At 72.0% G+C, this 19,436-nt stretch carries 19 protein-coding genes; all 19 read right to left on the bottom strand.

The window, feature by feature from the left end; genetic code table 11:
• Window positions 1-149 precede the first annotated feature (149 nt).
• Window positions 150-449, bottom strand: coding sequence for a DUF2469 domain-containing protein (locus J0911_RS13395; protein ID WP_192861150.1), 300 nt, complete (start codon window positions 447-449; stop codon window positions 150-152).
• A complete protein-coding gene (gene rnhB, locus J0911_RS13390) occupies window positions 446-1,210 on the bottom strand; it encodes a ribonuclease HII (RefSeq protein ID WP_242636705.1) in 765 nt (254 codons plus the stop codon). Before rnhB ends, J0911_RS13395 begins: the two co-directional genes overlap by 4 nt.
• Window positions 1,211-1,226: 16 nt before the next feature.
• Window positions 1,227-2,000, bottom strand: coding sequence for a signal peptidase I (gene lepB / locus J0911_RS13385; RefSeq protein ID WP_307865075.1), 774 nt, complete (start codon window positions 1,998-2,000; stop codon window positions 1,227-1,229).
• 147 nt (window positions 2,001-2,147) lie between these two features.
• The gene (gene rplS / locus J0911_RS13380) at window positions 2,148-2,504 is read right to left on the bottom strand and encodes a 50S ribosomal protein L19 (RefSeq protein ID WP_207275954.1); all 357 of its coding nucleotides are present in this window, start codon (window positions 2,502-2,504) and stop codon (window positions 2,148-2,150) included.
• Between the two features lie 211 nt (window positions 2,505-2,715).
• A complete protein-coding gene (gene trmD, locus J0911_RS13375; protein WP_207275953.1) occupies window positions 2,716-3,600 on the bottom strand; it encodes a tRNA (guanosine(37)-N1)-methyltransferase TrmD in 885 nt (294 codons plus the stop codon).
• A 1-nt stretch (window position 3,601) separates the two neighbouring features.
• On the bottom strand, window positions 3,602-4,174 hold the full coding sequence (gene rimM / locus J0911_RS13370; protein ID WP_207275952.1) for a ribosome maturation factor RimM: 573 nt from the start codon (window positions 4,172-4,174) through the stop codon (window positions 3,602-3,604).
• 92 nt (window positions 4,175-4,266) lie between these two features.
• Complete coding sequence (locus J0911_RS13365; protein WP_123815114.1) at window positions 4,267-4,506, bottom strand: RNA-binding protein; 240 nt, start codon at window positions 4,504-4,506, stop codon at window positions 4,267-4,269.
• Window positions 4,506-4,928 (bottom strand): 30S ribosomal protein S16, encoded by a 423-nt coding sequence (gene rpsP / locus J0911_RS13360; RefSeq protein ID WP_207275951.1) that lies wholly within the window; start codon window positions 4,926-4,928, stop codon window positions 4,506-4,508. Before rpsP ends, J0911_RS13365 begins: the two co-directional genes overlap by 1 nt.
• A 192-nt stretch (window positions 4,929-5,120) precedes the next feature.
• A complete protein-coding gene (locus J0911_RS13355; RefSeq protein ID WP_307865074.1) occupies window positions 5,121-6,236 on the bottom strand; it encodes an amidohydrolase family protein in 1,116 nt (371 codons plus the stop codon).
• Window positions 6,233-7,864: a signal recognition particle protein gene (gene ffh, locus J0911_RS13350; protein ID WP_207275950.1), complete on the bottom strand. Its 1,632-nt coding sequence runs from the start codon at window positions 7,862-7,864 to the stop codon at window positions 6,233-6,235. Before ffh ends, J0911_RS13355 begins: the two co-directional genes overlap by 4 nt.
• A gap of 39 nt (window positions 7,865-7,903) precedes the next feature.
• Window positions 7,904-9,715: a [protein-PII] uridylyltransferase family protein gene (locus J0911_RS13345; RefSeq protein ID WP_207275949.1), complete on the bottom strand. Its 1,812-nt coding sequence runs from the start codon at window positions 9,713-9,715 to the stop codon at window positions 7,904-7,906.
• Window positions 9,716-9,786: 71 nt separating this feature from the next.
• Entirely contained in the window at window positions 9,787-10,125 is a 339-nt protein-coding gene (locus J0911_RS13340) for a P-II family nitrogen regulator (protein ID WP_207275948.1), read from the bottom strand.
• 47 nt (window positions 10,126-10,172) lie between these two features.
• Entirely contained in the window at window positions 10,173-11,447 is a 1,275-nt protein-coding gene (locus J0911_RS13335; RefSeq protein ID WP_207275947.1) for an ammonium transporter, read from the bottom strand.
• A 276-nt stretch (window positions 11,448-11,723) separates the two neighbouring features.
• Window positions 11,724-12,959, bottom strand: a complete 1,236-nt coding sequence (gene ftsY / locus J0911_RS13330; RefSeq protein ID WP_207275946.1) for a signal recognition particle-docking protein FtsY — start codon at window positions 12,957-12,959, stop codon at window positions 11,724-11,726.
• Window positions 12,960-13,007: 48 nt separating this feature from the next.
• On the bottom strand, window positions 13,008-13,517 hold the full coding sequence (locus J0911_RS13325; protein WP_207275945.1) for a hypothetical protein: 510 nt from the start codon (window positions 13,515-13,517) through the stop codon (window positions 13,008-13,010).
• 183 nt (window positions 13,518-13,700) lie between these two features.
• Window positions 13,701-17,549, bottom strand: coding sequence for a chromosome segregation protein SMC (gene smc, locus J0911_RS13320; RefSeq protein WP_207275944.1), 3,849 nt, complete (start codon window positions 17,547-17,549; stop codon window positions 13,701-13,703).
• A 209-nt stretch (window positions 17,550-17,758) separates the two neighbouring features.
• Window positions 17,759-18,229, bottom strand: coding sequence for a nucleoside-diphosphate kinase (gene ndk / locus J0911_RS13315; RefSeq protein ID WP_207275943.1), 471 nt, complete (start codon window positions 18,227-18,229; stop codon window positions 17,759-17,761).
• An 87-nt stretch (window positions 18,230-18,316) separates the two neighbouring features.
• On the bottom strand, window positions 18,317-18,754 hold the full coding sequence (locus tag J0911_RS13310) for a DUF4233 domain-containing protein (RefSeq protein WP_207275942.1): 438 nt from the start codon (window positions 18,752-18,754) through the stop codon (window positions 18,317-18,319).
• Window positions 18,751-19,401 (bottom strand): TetR/AcrR family transcriptional regulator, encoded by a 651-nt coding sequence (locus J0911_RS13305; protein ID WP_207275941.1) that lies wholly within the window; start codon window positions 19,399-19,401, stop codon window positions 18,751-18,753. Before J0911_RS13305 ends, J0911_RS13310 begins: the two co-directional genes overlap by 4 nt.
• Window positions 19,402-19,436 lie beyond the last annotated feature (35 nt).

Genomic DNA, 19,436 nt, shown 5'->3' with positions numbered 1-19,436 from the left:
CGCCCCACCTCCACGACCAGCCTGCGCCACCTCCCCCGTCCACGGAGGGGTACGACTCAGTGCCGGTGCACGAGGAGCGTCGTCCACAGCCATCGGTCGGCGTCTCCCCCGCCGAGTTCCACCGGCGAGGACCATCCGACCAGATCCGTTCAGAGCGTCAGTTCGGCCTTGGCCAGCTCTTCGACGTTGACGTCCTTGAACGTCACCACCCGCACGGACTTCACGAACCGCGCCGACCGGTACACGTCCCACACCCACGCGTCGGCCATCCGCAGCTCGAAGTACACCTCGCCCGCAGCGGACCGCACCTGCAGATCCACCTGGTTGGCGAGATAGAACCGGCGCTCGGTCTCCACCACGTACGAGAACAGGCTCACCACGTCCCGGTACTCGCGATAGAGCGCGAGCTCCATGTCGGTCTCGTAGTTCTCGAGGTCTTCGGCACTCACCCGGCCATCATCGCACCCGGGAGGTTCCACGACCGCCGGTGCAGCACGCTGGGCCCGTGGCTCACCAGCGCCGCGAGGTGGGCAGGCGCGCTGTAGCCCTTGTTGCTCTCCCAGCCGTAGTGCGGATGGTCGTCCGCGAGCCGGGTCAGGATCGCGTCCCGCTCGACCTTCGCCAGCACACTCGCTCCGGCGACCGACGAGCACCGCATGTCGGCCTTGATCATGGTGACCACGTCCGGCCCGCCACGAAAGGCGCCGGGATCGCTCGCGACGCCGACGCCCTCCGGAGGGGTGTCGAGACCGCCGGACGCGAACAGGTCGGGGACCGGGTCGCTCAACCAGTCGTGCCTGCCGTCGAGCAGGACGACGTCGACGGCGCCCACCTGGGACTGCGCCTCGTGGAGCGCTCGCCGCCCGGCGAGCCGGAGCGCGGCGATGATCCCGTGGGCGTCGATCTCCGCCGCGGAGGCGTGCCCGACGGCGGACGCCAGCGCCCAGCGGCGCACGCGCGGCACGAGCGCTTCGCGAGCGGCGGGCGTCAGCAGCTTCGAGTCGGCAAGCCCCTGCGGCGCCGTGCGGGTACGCGCGTCGATCACGACCACGCCCACGCTCACGGGACCTGCCAGCGCGCCCCGGCCGACCTCGTCCATGCCGGCGACGAGCCGGGGCCCGGAGGCGAGCAGCGCCCGTTCCGTCCGCAGGGTCGGCGTGGTTCGTGCAGCGCCCGGGGCTCTGACCCGCCTGGGACTCTTCTCGCCCAACGTTCTCCGCTTCCGGTCAGGCGGACGGCCGCGGCGCCGGTTCGGTCGCGTCCGGGACGTCCACGAAGACGCTCGCGGGGTTGGAGTGCCACTCCATGCGGTCGAGCGGCCAGACGGTCGAGAACGCCGTCCCGACCACGTTGTCCACGGGGACGAACCCACCGCCGGGCTTGCTGGTGTTGAACCGTGAATCGGCGGAGTTCTGCCGGTGGTCACCCATCACGAACAGCATGCCGTCCGGCACGGTGACGTCGAACGGCTTGCCCGCACTGGCGGTGTTGCCCGGCTTGAGATACAGCGACTCGTCGATCGGCACACCGTTGACCCGCACCGGCCCACCGGACTCGGCACACTTGTCGTTGCAGACCACGTGGTCACCGGGAAGACCGATGGCGCGCTTGATCAGGTGCTCCCCGGTGTCGGACGGGAGCAGTCCCACGACGGTCAGGCCGGCCGTGATCGCGTTGCCGACGGGGCCGCGGTCCGGTGGCGTGTAGGGCTGCAGCCACCCACCCGGGTCCACGAACACGACGATGTCTCCGCGTTGCAGGTCGACGATGCTCGGCGTCAGGCGAGAGACCATGACCCGGTCGCCGGTGACGAGCGTGTCCTCCATCGACGCGCTCGGGATGTAGAAGGACTGCACCAGGAACGTCTTGATCAGGAACGACAGCACCAGGGCGCTGATCACGATGATCGCGATCTCCTTGAGCACCGCGAGCCCGCCGGACTGCTCCCTCGGGGTTCTGCTCGAAGAGTTCGCGTGCTGCGCCACGGGGTAAGTCGTCACTGATCTCACTTTGTCGTCTCGGTCGGATCAAGGCTCACGAGCCTTCACGACTGTAGTGCACGCTCCTGTGAAGACCCGCACCACACGCCGCCGGCCGGGTGGATCGTTGCGTGACGCAACCACCCACCCGGCCGGCGGCGGGGCGGATCAGGAGGCGACGGTCTCGCGCTTCTCCTTGATCTTGGCCTTCTTGCCACGCAGGCTGCGCAGGTAGTACAGCTTCGCCCGGCGGACGTCACCGCGGGTCACGACCTCGATCGAGTCGATCGTCGGGGCGTGCAGGGGGAAGGTGCGCTCCACGCCGACACCGAAGCTGATCTTGCGGACCGTGAACGTCTCGCCGACACCACCGCCGTGGCGGCGGATGACGATGCCCTGGAACGCCTGGACCCGGGAGCGGTTGCCCTCGATGACCTTGACGTTGACCTTCAGGGTGTCGCCGGCGCGGAACTCCGGGATGTCGTCGCGCAGCGAGGCGGCGTCGACGCTGTCGAGCTTCTGCATCGTTCTTCTCCGGGCCTGCCACAGGTCAGGCGCGAATCTCGCGGCCGCGGATGCCCGCGGCCGACTGGGCTGATGTGAGGTGGCGAGTCGTGCTGGCGATCGTGCCGGGTCCGACCCGGCGGCCGTCCCCTGTGGCAGAGACCTGACCGCCGACGCGCCGAGGAACTATTCTGCCACAGCGGAACCGGACCGTCGGCACACCGATGTGGTGTCACCCGGCAGGCCCGGCACCCCGGTCCGTCGCCCCCTCGCCCTCGGGCAGAGCCACCACGCGGCCGTCGTCGGACACGCTCCAGCCGAGCTCCGCCAGCAGGGCCACGTCCTTCTTGTCCAGCGCCGTGCCGTCGAGGGCCGCGATCATCTCCGGCCGACGCCGGGCGGTCCGGCGCAGAGCCTCGTCCCGGCGCCACCGGTCGATCCGGGCGTGGTGGCCGGAGAGCAGCACCTCCGGGATCTCGAGGTCCTGCCACCGTGGGGGTTTCGTGTACACGGGGTACTCGAGCAGCCCCGCGGCGCCGTGCGACTCCTCCACCAGGGACTCGGGGTTGCCCACCATCCCGGGCACCAGGCGCGCGACGGCCTCGATCATCACCAGGGCGGCGACCTCGCCCCCGTTCAGCACGTAGTCGCCGATGGACAGTTCCCGCACGTCGAGTCCGCCGGTCCGGTAGTGCTCGGCGACCCGCGCGTCGATCCCCTCGTACCGGCCGCAGGCGAGGACGAGACGGTCCGCGGTCGCCAGGTCCTCGGCGTGCCGCTGGGTGAAGACCTCACCGGACGGGGTCGGCAGGATCAAGGTGGTGGCGCCCGGCGGCGGCGAGTCGCCGCCGGGAGACGACGGCGACCCCGCGGGACCTTCGGGCGGCGCCGTGCCCAGCACGTCGTCCAGGGCACGCCCCCACACATCGGGCCGCATGACCATGCCGGCGCCGCCCCCGAACGGGGTGTCGTCGACCGTGCGGTGCCGGTCCGCGGTCCAGTCCCGCAGGTCGTGCACGCGCAGGTCCAGCAGACCTCGCTGCCGCGCCTTGCCGACGAGCGACAGATCGAGCGCCGCGAGGTACTCCGGGAAGATCGTGACGACGTCGATCCGCACGTCAGACGCTCCCGTCGGCGACGTCCGGGTCGGCGCCGGGCTCGGACGGCGAACCCTCCTCCGCGTCCCGGGCCAGGAGACCACCCGGCGGATCGAGCACCACCCGGCCGCCGGCTACGTCGACCGTCGGCACGATGGCCCTGACGAACGGGACGAGCGTGCGGACCTTGCCGGTGGGCAGCGGCTCGGACAGCACGAGGACGTCGTGGGCGGGAAGGTGATCGAGGCCGACGACCTCACCGACCACGGTCCCGTCGACGAGCTCCGCGCGCAGCCCGCGGAGCTCGTGCGGGTACCAGGCGTCCTCCTCGTCGGAGGCGTCCACGTCGACCACGAGTTCGACGCCACGCAGCCGCTCGGCGGCCGTCCGGTCGGCTGCCTCGGCGAACATCACCACCCAGCGGTCCTGATGGACGCGGGACCGCGTCACCGTCAGCGGGCCGGCCTCGGGCGGCAGGGTCCGCAGCACCTGGCCGACGCCGAGCCGCTCGGCGGGATCGTCCGTGCGCACGTCGAGCGAGACCTCGCCCTTCAACCCGTGAGCACGCCCGACCCGGGCGACGGTGAGCTCCATCTGAGACTCCTCGGTTCGTGAGACGGGCAGCACCCGCATCACAAGACTGCGGGGCCCGGTCCTCGGACCGGGCCCCGTGTGCTTCGTTCTCGTCAGCGCCGGTCGACGTCCACGACGTCGACGCGGACCGAGCCGTCGGCCGCGAGCGCCCCGACGACCGACCGCAGCGCACGCGCCGTCCGGCCGCCCCGGCCGATCACGCGGCCGAGGTCGTCCGGGTGCACGCGGACCTCGAGCAGGTCTCCCCGGCGCAGCGTCTTCGCGGACACGCGGACGTCGTCCGGGTTGTCGACGATCCCACGCACCAGGTGCTCGAGGGCGTCCGCGAGCATCAGGCCTCGGTCTCGGCCGGGGTCTCGGCGCTCTCCGCCGGAGCGGCGTCGGCCTTGGCCGCGGCGTCGGCCTTGACCTTCTCGGCCTCGGCGTGGACCGCGTCGATCGCGGCGGTGGCGTCCGCCTTCTCGCCCTTGGTGCGCAGCGTGCCCTCGGCGCCCGGCAGGCCCTTGAACTTCTGCCAGTCACCCGTGATCTTCAGCAGGGCCGCGACCTGCTCGGTCGGCTGTGCGCCGACACCGAGCCAGTACTGCGCGCGCTCGGAGTCGATCTCGATGAGCGACGGCTCCTCGGTGGGGTGGTACTTGCCGATCTCCTCGATGGCGCGACCGTCGCGCTTGGTCCGCGAGTCCATGATGACGACGCGGTAGTAGGGCGCCCGGATCTTGCCGAAGCGCTTCAGACGAATCTTGGTGGCCACGAAGTGGTCTCTCCTGGTTCTCAGAATGGGTGACCCGTACCGCCGGGCCGTGGGGGTGGTCCGGCGGCTGAGGTCGGGACCGGGCGCGCGCGGGTGAGAGGGGCCCGGGCGCACCGAGTACCCGGACATTGTGCCAGACGGCGCAGAGGCCCACCAACTGCCGCGTCTGCGGGGGAGACACGGTCGAAAAGCTCAGTACAGCTCGCCGCGCAGCACGATCGCCGTGGGGTAGCGCAGTACGTCGATGTTCTCGCGCGGGTCCTCCGGGTACACGACGAGGTCGGCACTCGCCCCCTCGACCACCGACCCGAGGCCGAGGAACGAGCGCGCCCGCCACGAGACCATCGCCACGACCTCGGCGGCCGGAATGCCAGCGGCGACGAGTTCCGCGCACTCGTCCGCGATCCGGCCGTGCGCGATGGTTCCGCCCGCATCCGTCCCGACGAGCAGCCGGACGCCCGCGTCGTAGAGGTCGCGCACCTGCTCGTAACGGCGGGCGTGCAGGTGGCGCATCCGCTTCGCGAACAGGGGGTACTTCGACTCCGCCTGAGCCGCGATCTCCTCGAACCGTGCGACCTGGAGCAGCGTGGGCGTCACCGCGACACCCGCCGCCGCGGCCCGCGAGATCTGCTCCCCCGTCATGCCCGTGCCGTGCTCGATGCCGTCCACGCCGGCGTCCAGCAGGGCATCGACGGTCTCGGTCGCGAACGTGTGCACCGTGACGCGCGCGGCCTCGGCATGCGCCCCGGCCACGGCCCGGGCCAGCACGTCGGGCGGCCAGAGCGGGGTCAGGTCTCCCCCGCCCGGGAGCGACCGGTCGATCCAGTCCCCGACGAGCTTGACCCAGCCGTCCCCGCGCACGGCCTGCTCGCGGACGGCTTCGGGCAGGTCGGACGGGTCGTCCAGCTCGTGGCCGAAGTCACGCAGGTAACGTCTCGTGAGCGCCAGGTGCTTTCCTGCGCGGATGAGCCGGGGCAGGTCCGTGCGGGCCTGGACCCACCGCGTGTCCGACGGCGAGCCGGCGTCCCGCACCACCAGCACGCCCGAGTCGCGGTCGGTGATCGCCTGGCGCAAGGCGACGTCGTGCGGCACGGGCCCCTCGGCGGCCAGGCCGATGTGGCAGTGGACGTCGACGAGCCCCGGCAGCACCCAGCCCTCGATCACGCGCATGCCCGCGCCCTGTGCCGAAGGGCGGGTCAGGCTGACGCGACCGCCCCGTACCCACAGGTCGCCCACCTCACGGTCGTCGTCGAGGAGAACGTTTCCGCGGATGTGCAGGGTCGGGGCGTCCGACACGGAAGTGCTCACCGGCCCAGGAACTTGCCGAGCTGTTTCTCGAGCGCCTCCATGTCCGGCGGGGCCTGGTCCTCACCGGCCTTGCCGAACGCCGCGCCGGCCGGCGCGGACGACTGCGGGCCGCCGCCGAGGGCGCGCTGCATGGCCTCCCGCTCCTGCTGCGCGCGCTTCGCCGGGTTCCCGGACTTCCCCTTCTTCTTCTTCGGGGGCTGCGTCTTGCCGCGTGACTTCTTGCCCATGCCCATACCCGGCCCGCCCGGCATCGCGGGCATGCCGCCGGGGCCCATGCCCGGCATACCGCCGCCACGACCCATCTGCTTCATCATCTTCTGCGCCTGCGAGAACCTGTCGAGCAGCTGGTTGACGGCGTTCGCCGAGGTCCCGGAACCGCGGGCGATCCGGGCCCGGCGGGAACCGTTGATGATCTTCGGGTTGTCCCGCTCGGCGGGAGTCATCGACCGGACGATCGCCTCGATGCGGTCCACCTCGCGCTCGTCGAACTGTTCGAGCTGCTCTCGCATCTGGCCCATGCCCGGCAGCATGCCGAGCATCTTCTTCATCGACCCCATGTTCTTCAGCTGCTGCATCTGGACCAGGAAGTCCGAGAGCGTGAAGTCCTCGCCGGTGGCCACCTTCTGGGCCATCTTCTCGGCCTGCTCGGTGTCGAACGCCTTCTCGGCCTGCTCGATGAGGGTGAGGACGTCACCCATGTCGAGGATGCGGGACGCCATCCGGTCGGGGTGGAAGACCTCGAAGTCCGTCAGCTTCTCGCCCGTCGAGGCGAACATGATCGGCCGGCCGGTCACCTGCGCGACCGACAACGCGGCGCCACCGCGCGCGTCGCCGTCGAGCTTGGACAGCACGACACCGGTGAAGTCGACGCCGTCCGCGAACGCCTTCGCCGTGTTCACCGCGTCCTGGCCGACCATCGCGTCGATGACGAACAGGACCTCGTCCGGCGTGACGGCCTCGCGGATGTCCGCGGCCTGCCGCATCAGGACCTCGTCGATGCCCAGACGTCCCGCGGTGTCCACGATCACGACGTCGTGCAGCTTGGCGCGCGCCTCGGCGACACCGTCACGTGCGACACCCACGGGGTCGCCGATCAGCGGCGCGTCGGCCGCGGGGTCGTCCGCCGACGACGTGTTGCCCGGGTGCGGCGCGAACACCGGCACACCGGCACGCTCGGCGACCACGGAGAGCTGGTTCACGGCGTTCGGGCGCTGCAGGTCGGCGGCGACCAGCAAGGGCGTGTGCCCCTGCTCCTTGAGGGCGAGGGCGAGCTTGCCCGCGAGCGTCGTCTTACCGGCACCCTGCAGACCGGCGAGCATGATGACCGTGGGCGGCGTCTTGGCCAGGTTGAGGGGCCGGGTCCGGCCGCCCAGGATCGTGACCAGCTCGTCGTTGACGATCTTGACGACCTGCTGCGCCGGGTTGAGAGCGCCGGACACCTCCGCCGACAGCGCCCGCTCCCGCACCGCGCGCGTGAACTCGCGCACCACGGGCACGGCGACGTCCGCGTCGAGCAGCGCACGCCGGATCTCGCGCACGGTGGCATCGATGTCCGCCTCGGAGAGGCGCCCGCGCGAACGCAGGTTCTTGAACGTCTGGGTCAACCGGTCGGACAGGGAGTTGAACACGGGGTCCAGGGTACCCGCGACACCGGGCGCGCCCGCAGTTCATCCCCGCAGCGCCTCCCGGGCCCGCCGGGTCAGGCCGTCGACCAGGGAGGCCCGCCAGGCGGTCCAGCCCTTCGGTCCCAGCGACGTGGAGTCCGCCTCGGTGAGCAGGCGCAGCACGTCGAGCAGGTCGGTGCGACGGTCGACGGCGTCCAGCAGCGTGGCCAGCGTGGCCGGGTCGTCGTGATCGCCACCCACGGCCAGCTCCGAGAGCACCAGGTGATGCCGGACCAGCCGGGTGACGTCGTCGGACACTGCTCGTTCGAAGCCCATCCGCCGCAGGACGGCGGGCACGCGGCGAGCTCCCTCGACGGAGTGGTCGGCGGCCCCGCGCACCTTGCCGATGTCGTGCAGGAGCGCGGACAGCAGGAGGAGATCACCGCCGTCGTCGTTCGTGGTACCGCCGTCGTCGTCCCCGAACGTCGCACCGCGCTTGAGGCGGGCCGCCAGACGCGCCGTCTCGACGAGGTGCCGGTCCACGGTGTGCCGGTGGATCGCCGCACGCTGGGGCCGGTTGCGCACGTCGGCCCACTCCGGGATCCAGGTGGTCACGACACCCGCCAGGTCCAGGGCCTCCCACACGGGCACCTGCGCACTGCCCGACGCGAGCAGCGCCAGCAGGTTGGCCCGGGCGGCGGGTGGCCACGGCTCGGGCAGCGGCGGGCAGCCGCGCAGGGAGGAGATCGTCACGGGCGAGAGATGAAGGCCCGTCCGGGCCGCCGTGGCGGCGGCCCGGAGGGAGAGCTGGGCGTCCGACGCCGGATCCGCGTCCACACCGAGCACCAGCTCGCCGTCGTGCTCCACCAGGCCTTCGCCCACCGGGCGCAGCCGCGGCGGTTTCCTGCGGCCGCGGATCACCAGGGGCTTCCCGATCGGCCTGCGGTCCAGCGCCTTGCGAGCACGGCGCACGGTGGAGTCGAGCGCGTACGAGATCTCACGCCCGGCGGCCGCCAGGCTCGCGAGGAGGTCGTCGCCGTCGCCGTACCCGCAGCGGCCGGCGACCTCCTCGAGGTCCGACAGGAGCAGCCGTGTGGTCCGGCGCCGGGCGGTCACCTGCAGTGCGTCGCGTACGTCGAGCAGGTGCTCGTAGGCGTCGTCGACCATGCCGTGCGGACGATCGGTGAGCCAGGTCGCGGCCAGCGCCGAGAGCACGACGGCGTCGCGGATGCCGCCGCGGGCCTCCTTGAGATCCGGCTCGATGAGATAGGCGAGCTCGCCGGAGCGCTCAGCGCGCTCCCGCACCGTCCCGAGGAGCTCGGGCAGGCGGCGGCGCGCCGCGTCCCGCCAGTCGGTCAGGACGCCCGTCGCGGCGCGGTGCACCAGGGTGGCGTCACCCGCGATCACGTGGACGTCGAGCCACGAGACGGCCGCCGGCAGGTCCTGGGACGCCACCTTGCGGCACTGGGCCAGGGAGCGGACGGAGTGGTCGAGGTCGATGCCGGAGTCCCACAGCGGGTACCAGAGGCGCTCGGCCATCCGGCCGAGCCGTTCGTCGCCGTGGGTGCGGCCGTCGTGCACGAGCACGAGGTCGAGGTCGCTCATCGGCCCCAGGTCGCCGCGGCCGAGGCTGCCGACCGCGGCCAGCGCGGCGCCGGTGGGTGGGACGCCCTCGGTCGCGTACTCCCAGAGCGTGGCGAGCCGGTCCGTCACGTGCCGCACGAGTGCGGCCCGGCGGTGCGGGCCCGAGTCCTGCGGCCCCGTCGTCTCCGAGGCGATGGCGAGCAGTTCGTCGCGGAGGCCCCGCATCCCCTGGACGGGATGCGGGGCCTCCGGCTCGTGCCCGTTCAGCGCGGCCGAGCGGTCAGTGTTCATGTCGACGTTCCCGGTGACCGGCGGGGGCGGGTGCCGTCATCCCGGCCCTGTCCCCCGCGAGCCCCTCGTCGTCAGAGCGCGGCGTCGCCGTGCTCACCCGTACGGACACGGGCCACGTCGTCGACGGGCACCGTCCACACCTTGCCGTCCCCGATCTTGCCGGTCTGGGCCGCGCCGACGATGGCGTCCGTCACGGGGGTGACGTCCTCGTCGGAGACCAGGACCTCGATGCGCACCTTCGGCACCAGGTCGACGGTGTACTCCGCGCCGCGGTAGACCTCGGTGTGACCCTTCTGACGGCCGTAGCCGCTTGCCTCGGAGACGGTCATCCCGCGGACACCCGCGGACTCGAGGGCCGACTTCACGTCGTCGAGCCGGTGCGGCTGGATGACTGCAGTGACGAGCTTCATGCACGTACCTTCCTGGTCGTAAGGTCGCTGTCCCGGACCAGGCCGGGTCAGCGCACCTCGCTGATGGTCGAGCCGACACCTTCGTACGCGGTCTCGCCGTGCACGGCGAGGTCGATTCCGTCGATCTCCTCCTGCTCGGTGACGCGCCAGCCCATGGTGGTCTTGAGAAGGTAACCGATGATCACGGTCACGACGGCCGAGAAGGCGATCGCGACGAGTGCGATGACGGCCTGCACACCGAGCTGCGCCACGCCGCCGCCGTAGAAGAGCCCCGTCGAGTCGGCGAGGAAGCCGAGCGACACCGTGCCCCAGAGGCCGGCGACGAGGTGGATGCCCACCACGTCGAGCGAGTCGTCGAAGCCGAACTTGAACTTCAGGCTGACGGCGAACGCGCTGAGCACACCGGCGACCGCACCGACGGCGATCGAGCCGAGCGGAGTGACGTCGCCCGCCGCGGGGGTGATCGCGACGAGGCCGGCCACGATGCCGGAGGCCGCACCGAGCGAGGTGGGCGCGCCGTCCCGAATCCTCTCCACGAGCAGCCAGCCGAGGATGGCGGCGCAGGTGGCGGTGGTGGTGTTGACCCAGGCCAGACCTGCGTCGTCGCCGCTGGTGTAGGCCGAGCCCGCGTTGAAGCCGAACCAGCCGAACCACAGGAGCGCCGCGCCCATCATGACGAACGGCAGGTTGTGCGGCCGCATCGGCTCCTTGCCGAATCCCTTGCGCTTGCCGACGATCAGCGCCAGCACGAGCGCCGCCACACCCGCGTTGATGTGCACCACGGTTCCACCGGCGAAGTCGATCGGTGCCGCGTCACCGAAGACGAACGGGCCCTCGTCCGACAGCAGGCCGCCTCCCCACACCATGTGGGACATCGGGAAGTAGGCCACCGTGACCCACAGGGCCGAGAAGACGATCCACGTGCTGAACTTGACGCGGTCCGCGATGGCACCGGAGATCAGCGCCACGGTGATGATGGCGAACGTCGCCTGGAAGCCCACGTCGACCAGCGTCGGGAAGTACGTGCCCGCCTCCTCGTCCACGAACGAGACGGGGTCGAAGTTGCCGCCGAGGCCGAACTGGTCGAACGGGTTGCCGAAGATCCCGCCGACCGACGGCCCGTACGACATCGACCAGCCCCACAGCACATAGATGACCCCGACCACGGCGATCGCCGAGAACGACATCATCATCATGTTGAGAACGGACTTGCCACGCACCATGCCGCCGTAGAACAACGCCAGGCCGGGGGTCATGAGGAGCACCAGTGATGCCGACACCAGCATCCACGCGGAGACTCCGGAATCCAGAACGGGTTCCATAAGCTTGTTCCTCCCTATGCCAGCCCGGAGTGGCTGGACCCGCATCACGCTCCCCAAGTGTCGTTACACAGGACCGGCATTGGTGTTACGGGTGCGTGACGCAGAGCGGGAGGGTGTAAATACTTGATTTCGTGCCCGTAGTGGGCGAAATTTCTCTCCGCATCGTGACCCGATCGTGATGGCATCGCGATCTTCACGTGACTTCACGGCCCGTGCACAGGTTCTCACCATTTGGACACATCCGTGTCCCGGAGCAACCGGAGACGGTCCCGGCGCTCAGCCGAGGATGCCGTCCACGAAGTCCGCCGCGTCGAACGGTGCCAGGTCGTCCGGTCCCTCGCCCAGGCCGACGAGCTTCACCGGGACACCGAGCTCCCGCTGCACCTGCACCACGATGCCGCCCTTCGCCGTACCGTCCAGCTTGGTCAGCACAATGCCGGTGACACCCGCGACCTCCGCGAAGACGCGAGCCTGCGTGAGACCGTTCTGGCCCGTGGTCGCGTCCAGCACGAGGAGCACCTCGCTGGGTACGGCGATCTTCGACGCCACCCGCACGATCTTGCCGAGCTCGTCCATGAGCCCGGCCTTGTTCTGCAGGCGCCCCGCCGTGTCGACCAGCACGACGTCGGCCTTGTCGTCGCGGCCGCGCGCCACGGCGTCGAACGCCACCGACGCCGGGTCCGCGCCCTCCTTGTCCGACCGCACGGTCTCGACGCCGACCCGCGCCCCCCAGGTGGTCAGCTGGTCCGCGGCCGCAGCGCGGAACGTGTCCGCGGCGCCCAGCACCACCGACTTGTCCTCCGCCACCAGGACGCGCGCGAGCTTTCCGACGGTGGTCGTCTTGCCCGTTCCGTTCACGCCGACCACGAGCACGACCGCCGGCAGCCGCGTCCCGTTCTCGCCGGAGCCCGGTTCGAGGTGCAGGGACCGGTCCATGTCCGCGCCCACGAGCGCGACGAGCTCCTCGCGCAGCAGCTCGCGCACGGCGGAGGGCTCACGCACACCCAGCACACGCACACGCGTCCGCAGGTTGTCGAGGAGTTCGGTGGTGGGACCGGCACCGATGTCGGCGAGCAGGAGCTCCTCCTCGAGCTCGTCCCAGTCGTCCTCCGTGAGCGAGTCGCGGGACAGCACCTCCAGCAGCCGCGCCCCGAGCGGCGAACCCGATCTGGCGAGGCGGTCACGGAGCCGCACGAGCCGTCCCGCGACCGGTGCCGGTCTCTCGACGGCGGGCTTCTCGGCGGCCGGCTCCGCCGGCGGCGCGGTCTGCGCCGCCGCTTCCCCGGGCTCATGGATCACCACCGTGCCCGACGACGTCCCGCCGACCTCGTCACCGTCGGAGGTGATCTCCTCGGCACCCCGGTCGGGCCGTTCCGCGGTGTCGACTCCGCCGGCCGTCTCGTCCGACCGCCTGTCCTTGGTCCGGCGGGCTCGCAGCCAGCCGATCAGGCCGCCGCCGGAGGCGACCGCGACGAGTCCGACGATGATCTCGATCCAGGGAACTTCGTTCACGCCGAAGATTCTCCCAGACGTCGCCCCCGGGTGCCGGAGGCGGGGCCGTCAGGAGGGCTTGTCCCCCTGCCGCTCACCCCCGGGACGCAACGGCCGCGGCACGAAGTTCTGCAGTGTCCGCGGATCGCTGAGCACCGGCTTCACCGTCTGGATCGGCACGTTCACGGCCTTGGTCGCCTGGTCACGCGCCTTGCCGAGCAGCCCCTGGAGCTCTTCCGCGTCCATGTAGCCCGGCTTGTCCTCGACGGTCGCCTGGAAGAACTCCGACATCTCCATGTCGACGGGCGCGGCCTCGTCCCCCTTGCGTGCCTGGCCCGGCTTGCCGACCCACACCGACGGAGCGCCCACGGCGTGCGTGGCCACCGCCGACGCGCCCTTCACCCGACCGGTCTGCCGGGGCCAGCCGCCGCCGGCCACCCGCTGCCATCCGGCGCGGAAGCGGCCGGGGAACGAGTCGGCCCGCTGATTGCCGTCCGCGGCGTCCATGACATTGGCCACCAGGAACACCCCGGCAGCCAACAGGAGACACACGACGAGCAGGAGGACCGACCACCACATGACGTTATTGTCTCCCGAACTTTTGTCAGATGCCCCAACGGACGCGCCGAACGATAGTCAGAATTACCACACCGCACCAGGCAGCCCACCCCTGGCGGCCGGGCGCGGGACCGGGACACCTTCTGCCGGCGGCCGCAGGGCCGAGCCCGGTGGCTCAGGGACAGGCGGTGCGAGCCCGGCGGCTCAGGACATCACGGTCTCGCGCTCGCCCATCCGCTGACTGATGACGGTCGTGACCCCGTCGCCGCGCATCGTCACGCCGTACAGCGCGTCCGCGACCTCCATGGTGCGCTTCTGGTGGGTGATCACGATCAGCTGGCTGTCGCGCTGCAGCTCCTTGAAGATCTCGATCAGCCGGCCGAGGTTGACGTCGTCGAGGGCGGCCTCGACCTCGTCCATGATGTAGAACGGGCTGGGCCGCGCCTTGAAGATCGACACCAGGAACGCGACGGCCGCCAGCGACCGCTCGCCACCGGACAGCAGCGAGAGCCGCTTGACCTTCTTGCCGGCCGGCCGGGCCTCCACCTCGATGCCGGTGGTCAGCAGGTCGGACGGATCCGTCAGGCGCAGCTTGCCCTCACCGCCCGGGAACAGCCGGGGGAAGATCTCCAGGAACATGTTCGCGGTGTCCTGGAAGGCCTCCGCGAACACCTGCTGCACCCGCTCGTCGATGTCGGAGACGATCTGCAGCAGGTCCTCCCGCGACTTCTTCAGGTCGGCGAGCTGCGTCTCCAGGAACTGATGCCGCTCCTCCAACGCCGCGAACTCCTCGAGAGCCAGGGGGTTCACCGCGCCGAGACGCGCCAGCGCCCGCTCCGCCTTCTTCAGGCGGGCCTCCTGTTCCTCGCGCACGTACGGGACCATCCGGTCCGGCTTCGGCCGGCGATCGGACGAGGTGCCGCCTTCGGTCGCGGACTCCTCACCGCCCGCCTCCGGCGCCCCCTCCTCACGCTCCGGCTCGGCCCCGGCGACCTCCTGAACGATCTTGGCCGCCTCCGGGTCCGCCGGGTCCAGGCCGAACTCCCGCAGTGCCGCAACGCGCAGCTCGATGGCCTCCGCCCGCGCCGCCGCGCCGCGCGGCAGGGCGGGATCGCCCTCGTAGCGGACCGGGTTGCCCTCGTCGTCCCGCTCCACGACCGCGCGGCGCGCCCGGCGACGGGCCGGGGCGTCGCCGTCGTAGACCGGGATGGGCTGGTGCGGGCCGAACTCCTCGACCAGGACGTCCGGGTCGGTGCCGAGCTCGTCGACCGCGCGCGCCTGGAGCTGCTCCAGGCGAAGGCGTTGCTGGGCCCGGGCGACCTCGTCCTTGTGCGCGACGTCCGTCAGCTCGCGCAGCTCCGCGGTCAGCGACTCGACCGTCCCACGAACCGCACCGAGCTGCGCGTTGCCCGCGGCCCGGGCCTCCTCGGCTGCGGCCTTGTCCTCCTGCGCCCGCGCCAGGGAACGGTCGATGCGTTCGAGCGCCACGGCGGTGGCCTGGCGGACCACCACCGCCCGGGCGGCGTCCCGCTGCCGGGCGGCGGCCCGCTGCGCGGCGGCAGCCCGGGCCTCACGTTCCTGCTGGGCGGCGTGCGCCAGCGCCTGTGCCCTGCCCGACACCGCGCGTGCGCGTTCCTCGGCCGTGCGCAGGGCCAGCCGCACCTCCGTCTCGCGAGCACGCGCCTCGGTCGCGGCCGCCGCGGTCTCGTCGCGACGGGCCTGCGCCTCGTCGAGTGACTCGGCCGCCTGCTCCGGCTCCTCCTCGGCGGTCTCCAGGCGCTCGACGAGGGCCGCGAGGTCCATCTCGTCCTCCTCGCGGCGGGCCATCGCCTGCTCCAGGGCCGCGCGATGGCGCTCCGCCTCCTCCCGTGCGGACCGTGCGGAAGCTCGCAGCGAACCAAGATGCTCCGCCGCCGCGGCCATCGCGGCGTCCGACTCGTTGAGCCTGGCCAGTGTCTCGTCGTGCCGGGTCTTCGCCGCCTCGAGCTCCGCACGGGCGGCCGCCAGATGCGTCTCCGCGCTCTCCTGACGGACGGCCGCGTCGTCACGGGCGGCCTTGGCCTCGTCCAGTGCCGCCTGCAGATGCAGCACGCTCGGCGCGGCGGCCGAACCGCCCCACGCCCGGGCGCCACCGAGCAGGTCGCCGGCACGGGTCGCGGCGACCAGTTCGGGGTTCTCCCGGACGAAGGCGCGGGCGCGGGCAAGATCGTCCACCACGACGACGTCGCGCAGGATCGTGCGCAGCCCCGCCTCTGCGGGGCCCGCGGCGTGCACGACGTCGGCCGCCCAGCGGACGGTGTCGGGAAGCGTCACGTCCGGCCGGGGCAACTGCTCGGACGGCGACGCGCCCACCACCAGGCTCGCGCGTCCCGCGTCCTCGTCGCGCAGCAGACGCAGGGCGTCCACCGCCGCGTCCAGGCCCGACACCGCCACCGCGTCCGCCAGCGGACCGAGGGCGGCGGCCACGGCGTCCTCCCATCCGGGCTCGACACCCAGGAGCGCCGCGACCGAGCCGAGCACGCCGGGCTGGTTCGCCGCCAGCAACGTCCCCGCGCCGTCCTTGCGGTCCAGGCTGAGTTCCAGCGCCTCGACCTTCGCCGCCGCGGCGCCTCGCTCCTTCTCGGCGGTCGCCTTCTCGGCGGTGAGCCGCTCGACGGCGCCCCTGGCCAGCTCCAGGTTCGCCACGGCCGCCTCGTGCGCGACGTCGAGGCCTTCCTCACCCTCCTCGACGCCCGAGACCTCGCTCTCGAGGGCCGCGAACTCGCGGCTCGTCTCCTCGGCACGGTGCTCGGCCTCGAAGACGGCCTCCCTCAGGCGGGCCAGCTCGGACTCCGCGGCCTCGACCCGGCTCCGCCGCGCCGCGACCTGGCCGGCCAGGCGCGCCATGCCCTCACGCCGGTCCGCCGCCGCCCGCAGGAGGGTGCCGTGCGCGCGTTCAGCCTCCTGGGCCGCCGACTCCGCCTCCGCACGCTCCTCGACGGCCGCCTCCACGGCCTCGCGGGCGATCTCGACCTCGGCGGCCAGCTCCTCCTCGCCGGCACGCGCCCGGGCGGCCTGCGCCTCCAGGTCGTCGGGGTCCTGTCCCGTGTGGTGAGCGGGCTCCGTCGTGCCGAGCAGACGGGCGCGCTCGTCTGCCAGGGACTGGAGCGCGCGCAGGCGCTCCCGCGTCTGGGACAGCGCGAAGAGCGTGTCACCCGCACGGCTCACCTCGGTGGAGGTGGCCGACGCCGACTGCTCCAGGCGGGACAACTCGGCCCGCGCCTCGGCAAGCCCGGCCTCCGCCTGGGCCTGCCGCTCGCGCAGGGCGTTCTCGTCCGCGAGATCCGCCTCGATCTGGGCCTGGAGCTGGGCGAGGTCGTCCGCGAGCAGCCGGGCACGCGCGTCGCGCAGGTCACGCTGCACGGTCTGCGCCTTCCGGGCCGCCTCGGCCTGGCGTCCCAGGGGACCGAGCTGGCGGCGCAGCTCGGCGGTGAGGTCGGCGAGCCGAGCCAGGTTGCCCTGCATCTGGTCGAGCTTCCGCAGCGCCTTCTCCTTGCGCTTGCGGTGCTTGAGAACACCCGCGGCCTCCTCGATGAAGCCGCGCCGTTCCTCGGGTGTCGCGCGCAGGACGGCGTCCAGCTGCCCCTGTCCCACCACGACGTGCATCTCCCTGCCGATGCCGGAGTCGCTCAGCAGTTCCTGGATGTCGAGCAGGCGGCACGACGAGCCGTTGATCGCGTACTCGGAGCCACCCGTGCGGAACAGCGTCCGGCTGATCGTGACCTCGGTGTAGTCGATCGGCAGCGCGCCGTCCGTGTTGTCGATGGTGAGGCTGACCTCGGCGCGGCCGAGCGGGGCGCGACCGGACGTGCCGGCGAAGATGACGTCGTCCATCTTGCCGCCACGCAGCGACTTCGCTCCCTGCTCGCCCATCACCCAGGAGAGCGCGTCGACGACGTTCGACTTGCCCGAGCCGTTGGGGCCCACCACGCAGGTGATCCCGGGCTCGAGGTTCAGCGTTGTCGCCGACGCGAAGGACTTGAAGCCCCGCAGCGTGAGCGTCTTGAGATGCACCGGCCAACCCTAACTGGACACGCGGCGAAATCCGTCACACACGGCGTGTCTCCGTTCTCCCGAGCCGCCGGGCTCCCACGCTGCGGGCGCTCGCACCTCGCGTCCTCGCGTGGTCGCTACCGGAGTCCGGCGGCCGGGGACCGGTCGGCCTGGTCACGCACCTGGCCGGCACGGGTGAGCGGAGGCCCCGAGCCGCCGGGCTCCCGCGCTCAGAGCTCGGGGAACCAGAGGGAGATCTCGCGCGACGCCGACTCGGGCGAGTCGCTGCCGTGCACGAGGTTCTGCACCACCTTGGTGCCCCAGTCTCGGCCGAGGTCCCCGCGGATCGTCCCGGGCGCCGCCTCCGTAGGGTTGGTGGCACCGGCCAGCGAGCGGAAGCCGGGAACGACGCCTTCGCCCTCGGCGACCACGGCGAGCACGGGACCCGACATCATGAACTCCACCAGCGGCTCGAAGAACGGCTTGCCCTCGTGCTCGGCGTAGTGCTGGTGCAGCACCTCGGACGTGGGCCGGAGCAGGCGCACGGCGCGCAGGGTGTACCCCTTGGCCTCGATGCGACGCAGGATCTCGCCGGACAGGCCGCGGCGCACGCCGTCGGGCTTGACGAGCACGAGCGTCCGCTCGGCCACGGGCGCCTCGGCGTTCTCGGTGGTCAGGTTCTCGGTGGCGACGTCGGTCATGGGCCCAGCGTAGTGGGACGGCAGGACGGAGATCGCCGGACGGAGAGCCCCCTGCCGTCACGCGCCCCGGCCGAGACGGGGCGCGTGTCAGACGTTGGGCGCCGTCTCCGGGTGATCGGCGTCGTACGCGGCACGTTCCCGGTCGATGCGCACACCGAGGCGCACCGCCATCACCCACAGCAGCACGAACACCAGGTTGACGACGGTCGCCAGAGGTACGGCCAGCCCCGTGGCGAGCACCAGGACCTGCGCGACGGTCCCGGCGGCGAGCCCCGCAGGACGCCCGGTCAGCCGGGACAGGACCAGGAGCAGCAGGGCGAGGCCGCCGCCCACGCCCCACACGACGGCCGCCGAGTCGGACTGGAGCGGCCCCCGCTCGTACGCGAGGTCGCGCAGCCCGAAGGCGACCAGGGTCACGAACAGCACCAGTACGGCCTCGCAGGCCAGGACTGTGGAGGTGAACTGCACCAGCGCGGAGGGCCTGGCCTTGATGCGATCACCCGGGGCGGGTCGGTCCTTGCTCACCCCGCCACGATATCCGCACCGGGGCGGGTCCCCGGAACCGGCGCCTCCTCGCAGAGAACGGACCGCAACTCGTCGATCGCCTCCGGCATGTGGACCTGGACGCCGTGTCCTCCGCCGGACCGCACCCACGCGAGGGTGGTGGCCTGCACGACGGCACCGGCGGCCGCGAGGACCGTCTCGGCGTCCGCCACGAAGGGAGCCGCCGCCCGCCGTTCCTCCAGCAGTGCGAGCAGTTCCGTGCGATGTCGCTCGATGGCGTCCTGGTGGTGCTGCAGCAGCCGGGGCTCGCGCCGCACGAGTTCGACGGCCGCCCGCACGCGCGCGGGCTCGTCCCCCAGCTGGTCCAGCATGTCCCCGATCAGGGCGCGCAGATCGGTGAGCAGATGACCGGTGGGACCGCCCGCGGCGAACCTGCGGGCGGCGTCCGGATCCAGGCCCACGTCGGTCCGGATCCCGATGACCGCCTCGTCCTTGGTGTCGAAGTAGTTGAAGAAGGTCCGCGGCGAGACCCCTGCCTCGGCGGCGATCCGCCCGGTGGTCACGGCGTCGTACCCGTGTTCCCGCACGAGACGCTGGGCGGCGTCGATGATGGCACCTCGACGCGCGCGCTTGTTGAGCTCGCGCCGGCCCGGTCCGTTCTCGCTCATCGGAATATTCTGCACCGGCCGGCGGGCATCACACC

Origin of the sequence: Myceligenerans salitolerans (assembly GCF_017349295.1) — a bacterium.
Taxonomy (GTDB): Bacteria; Actinomycetota; Actinomycetes; order Actinomycetales; family Cellulomonadaceae; genus Myceligenerans; species Myceligenerans salitolerans.
This window is presented reverse-complemented; position numbering and strand designations above follow the sequence as displayed.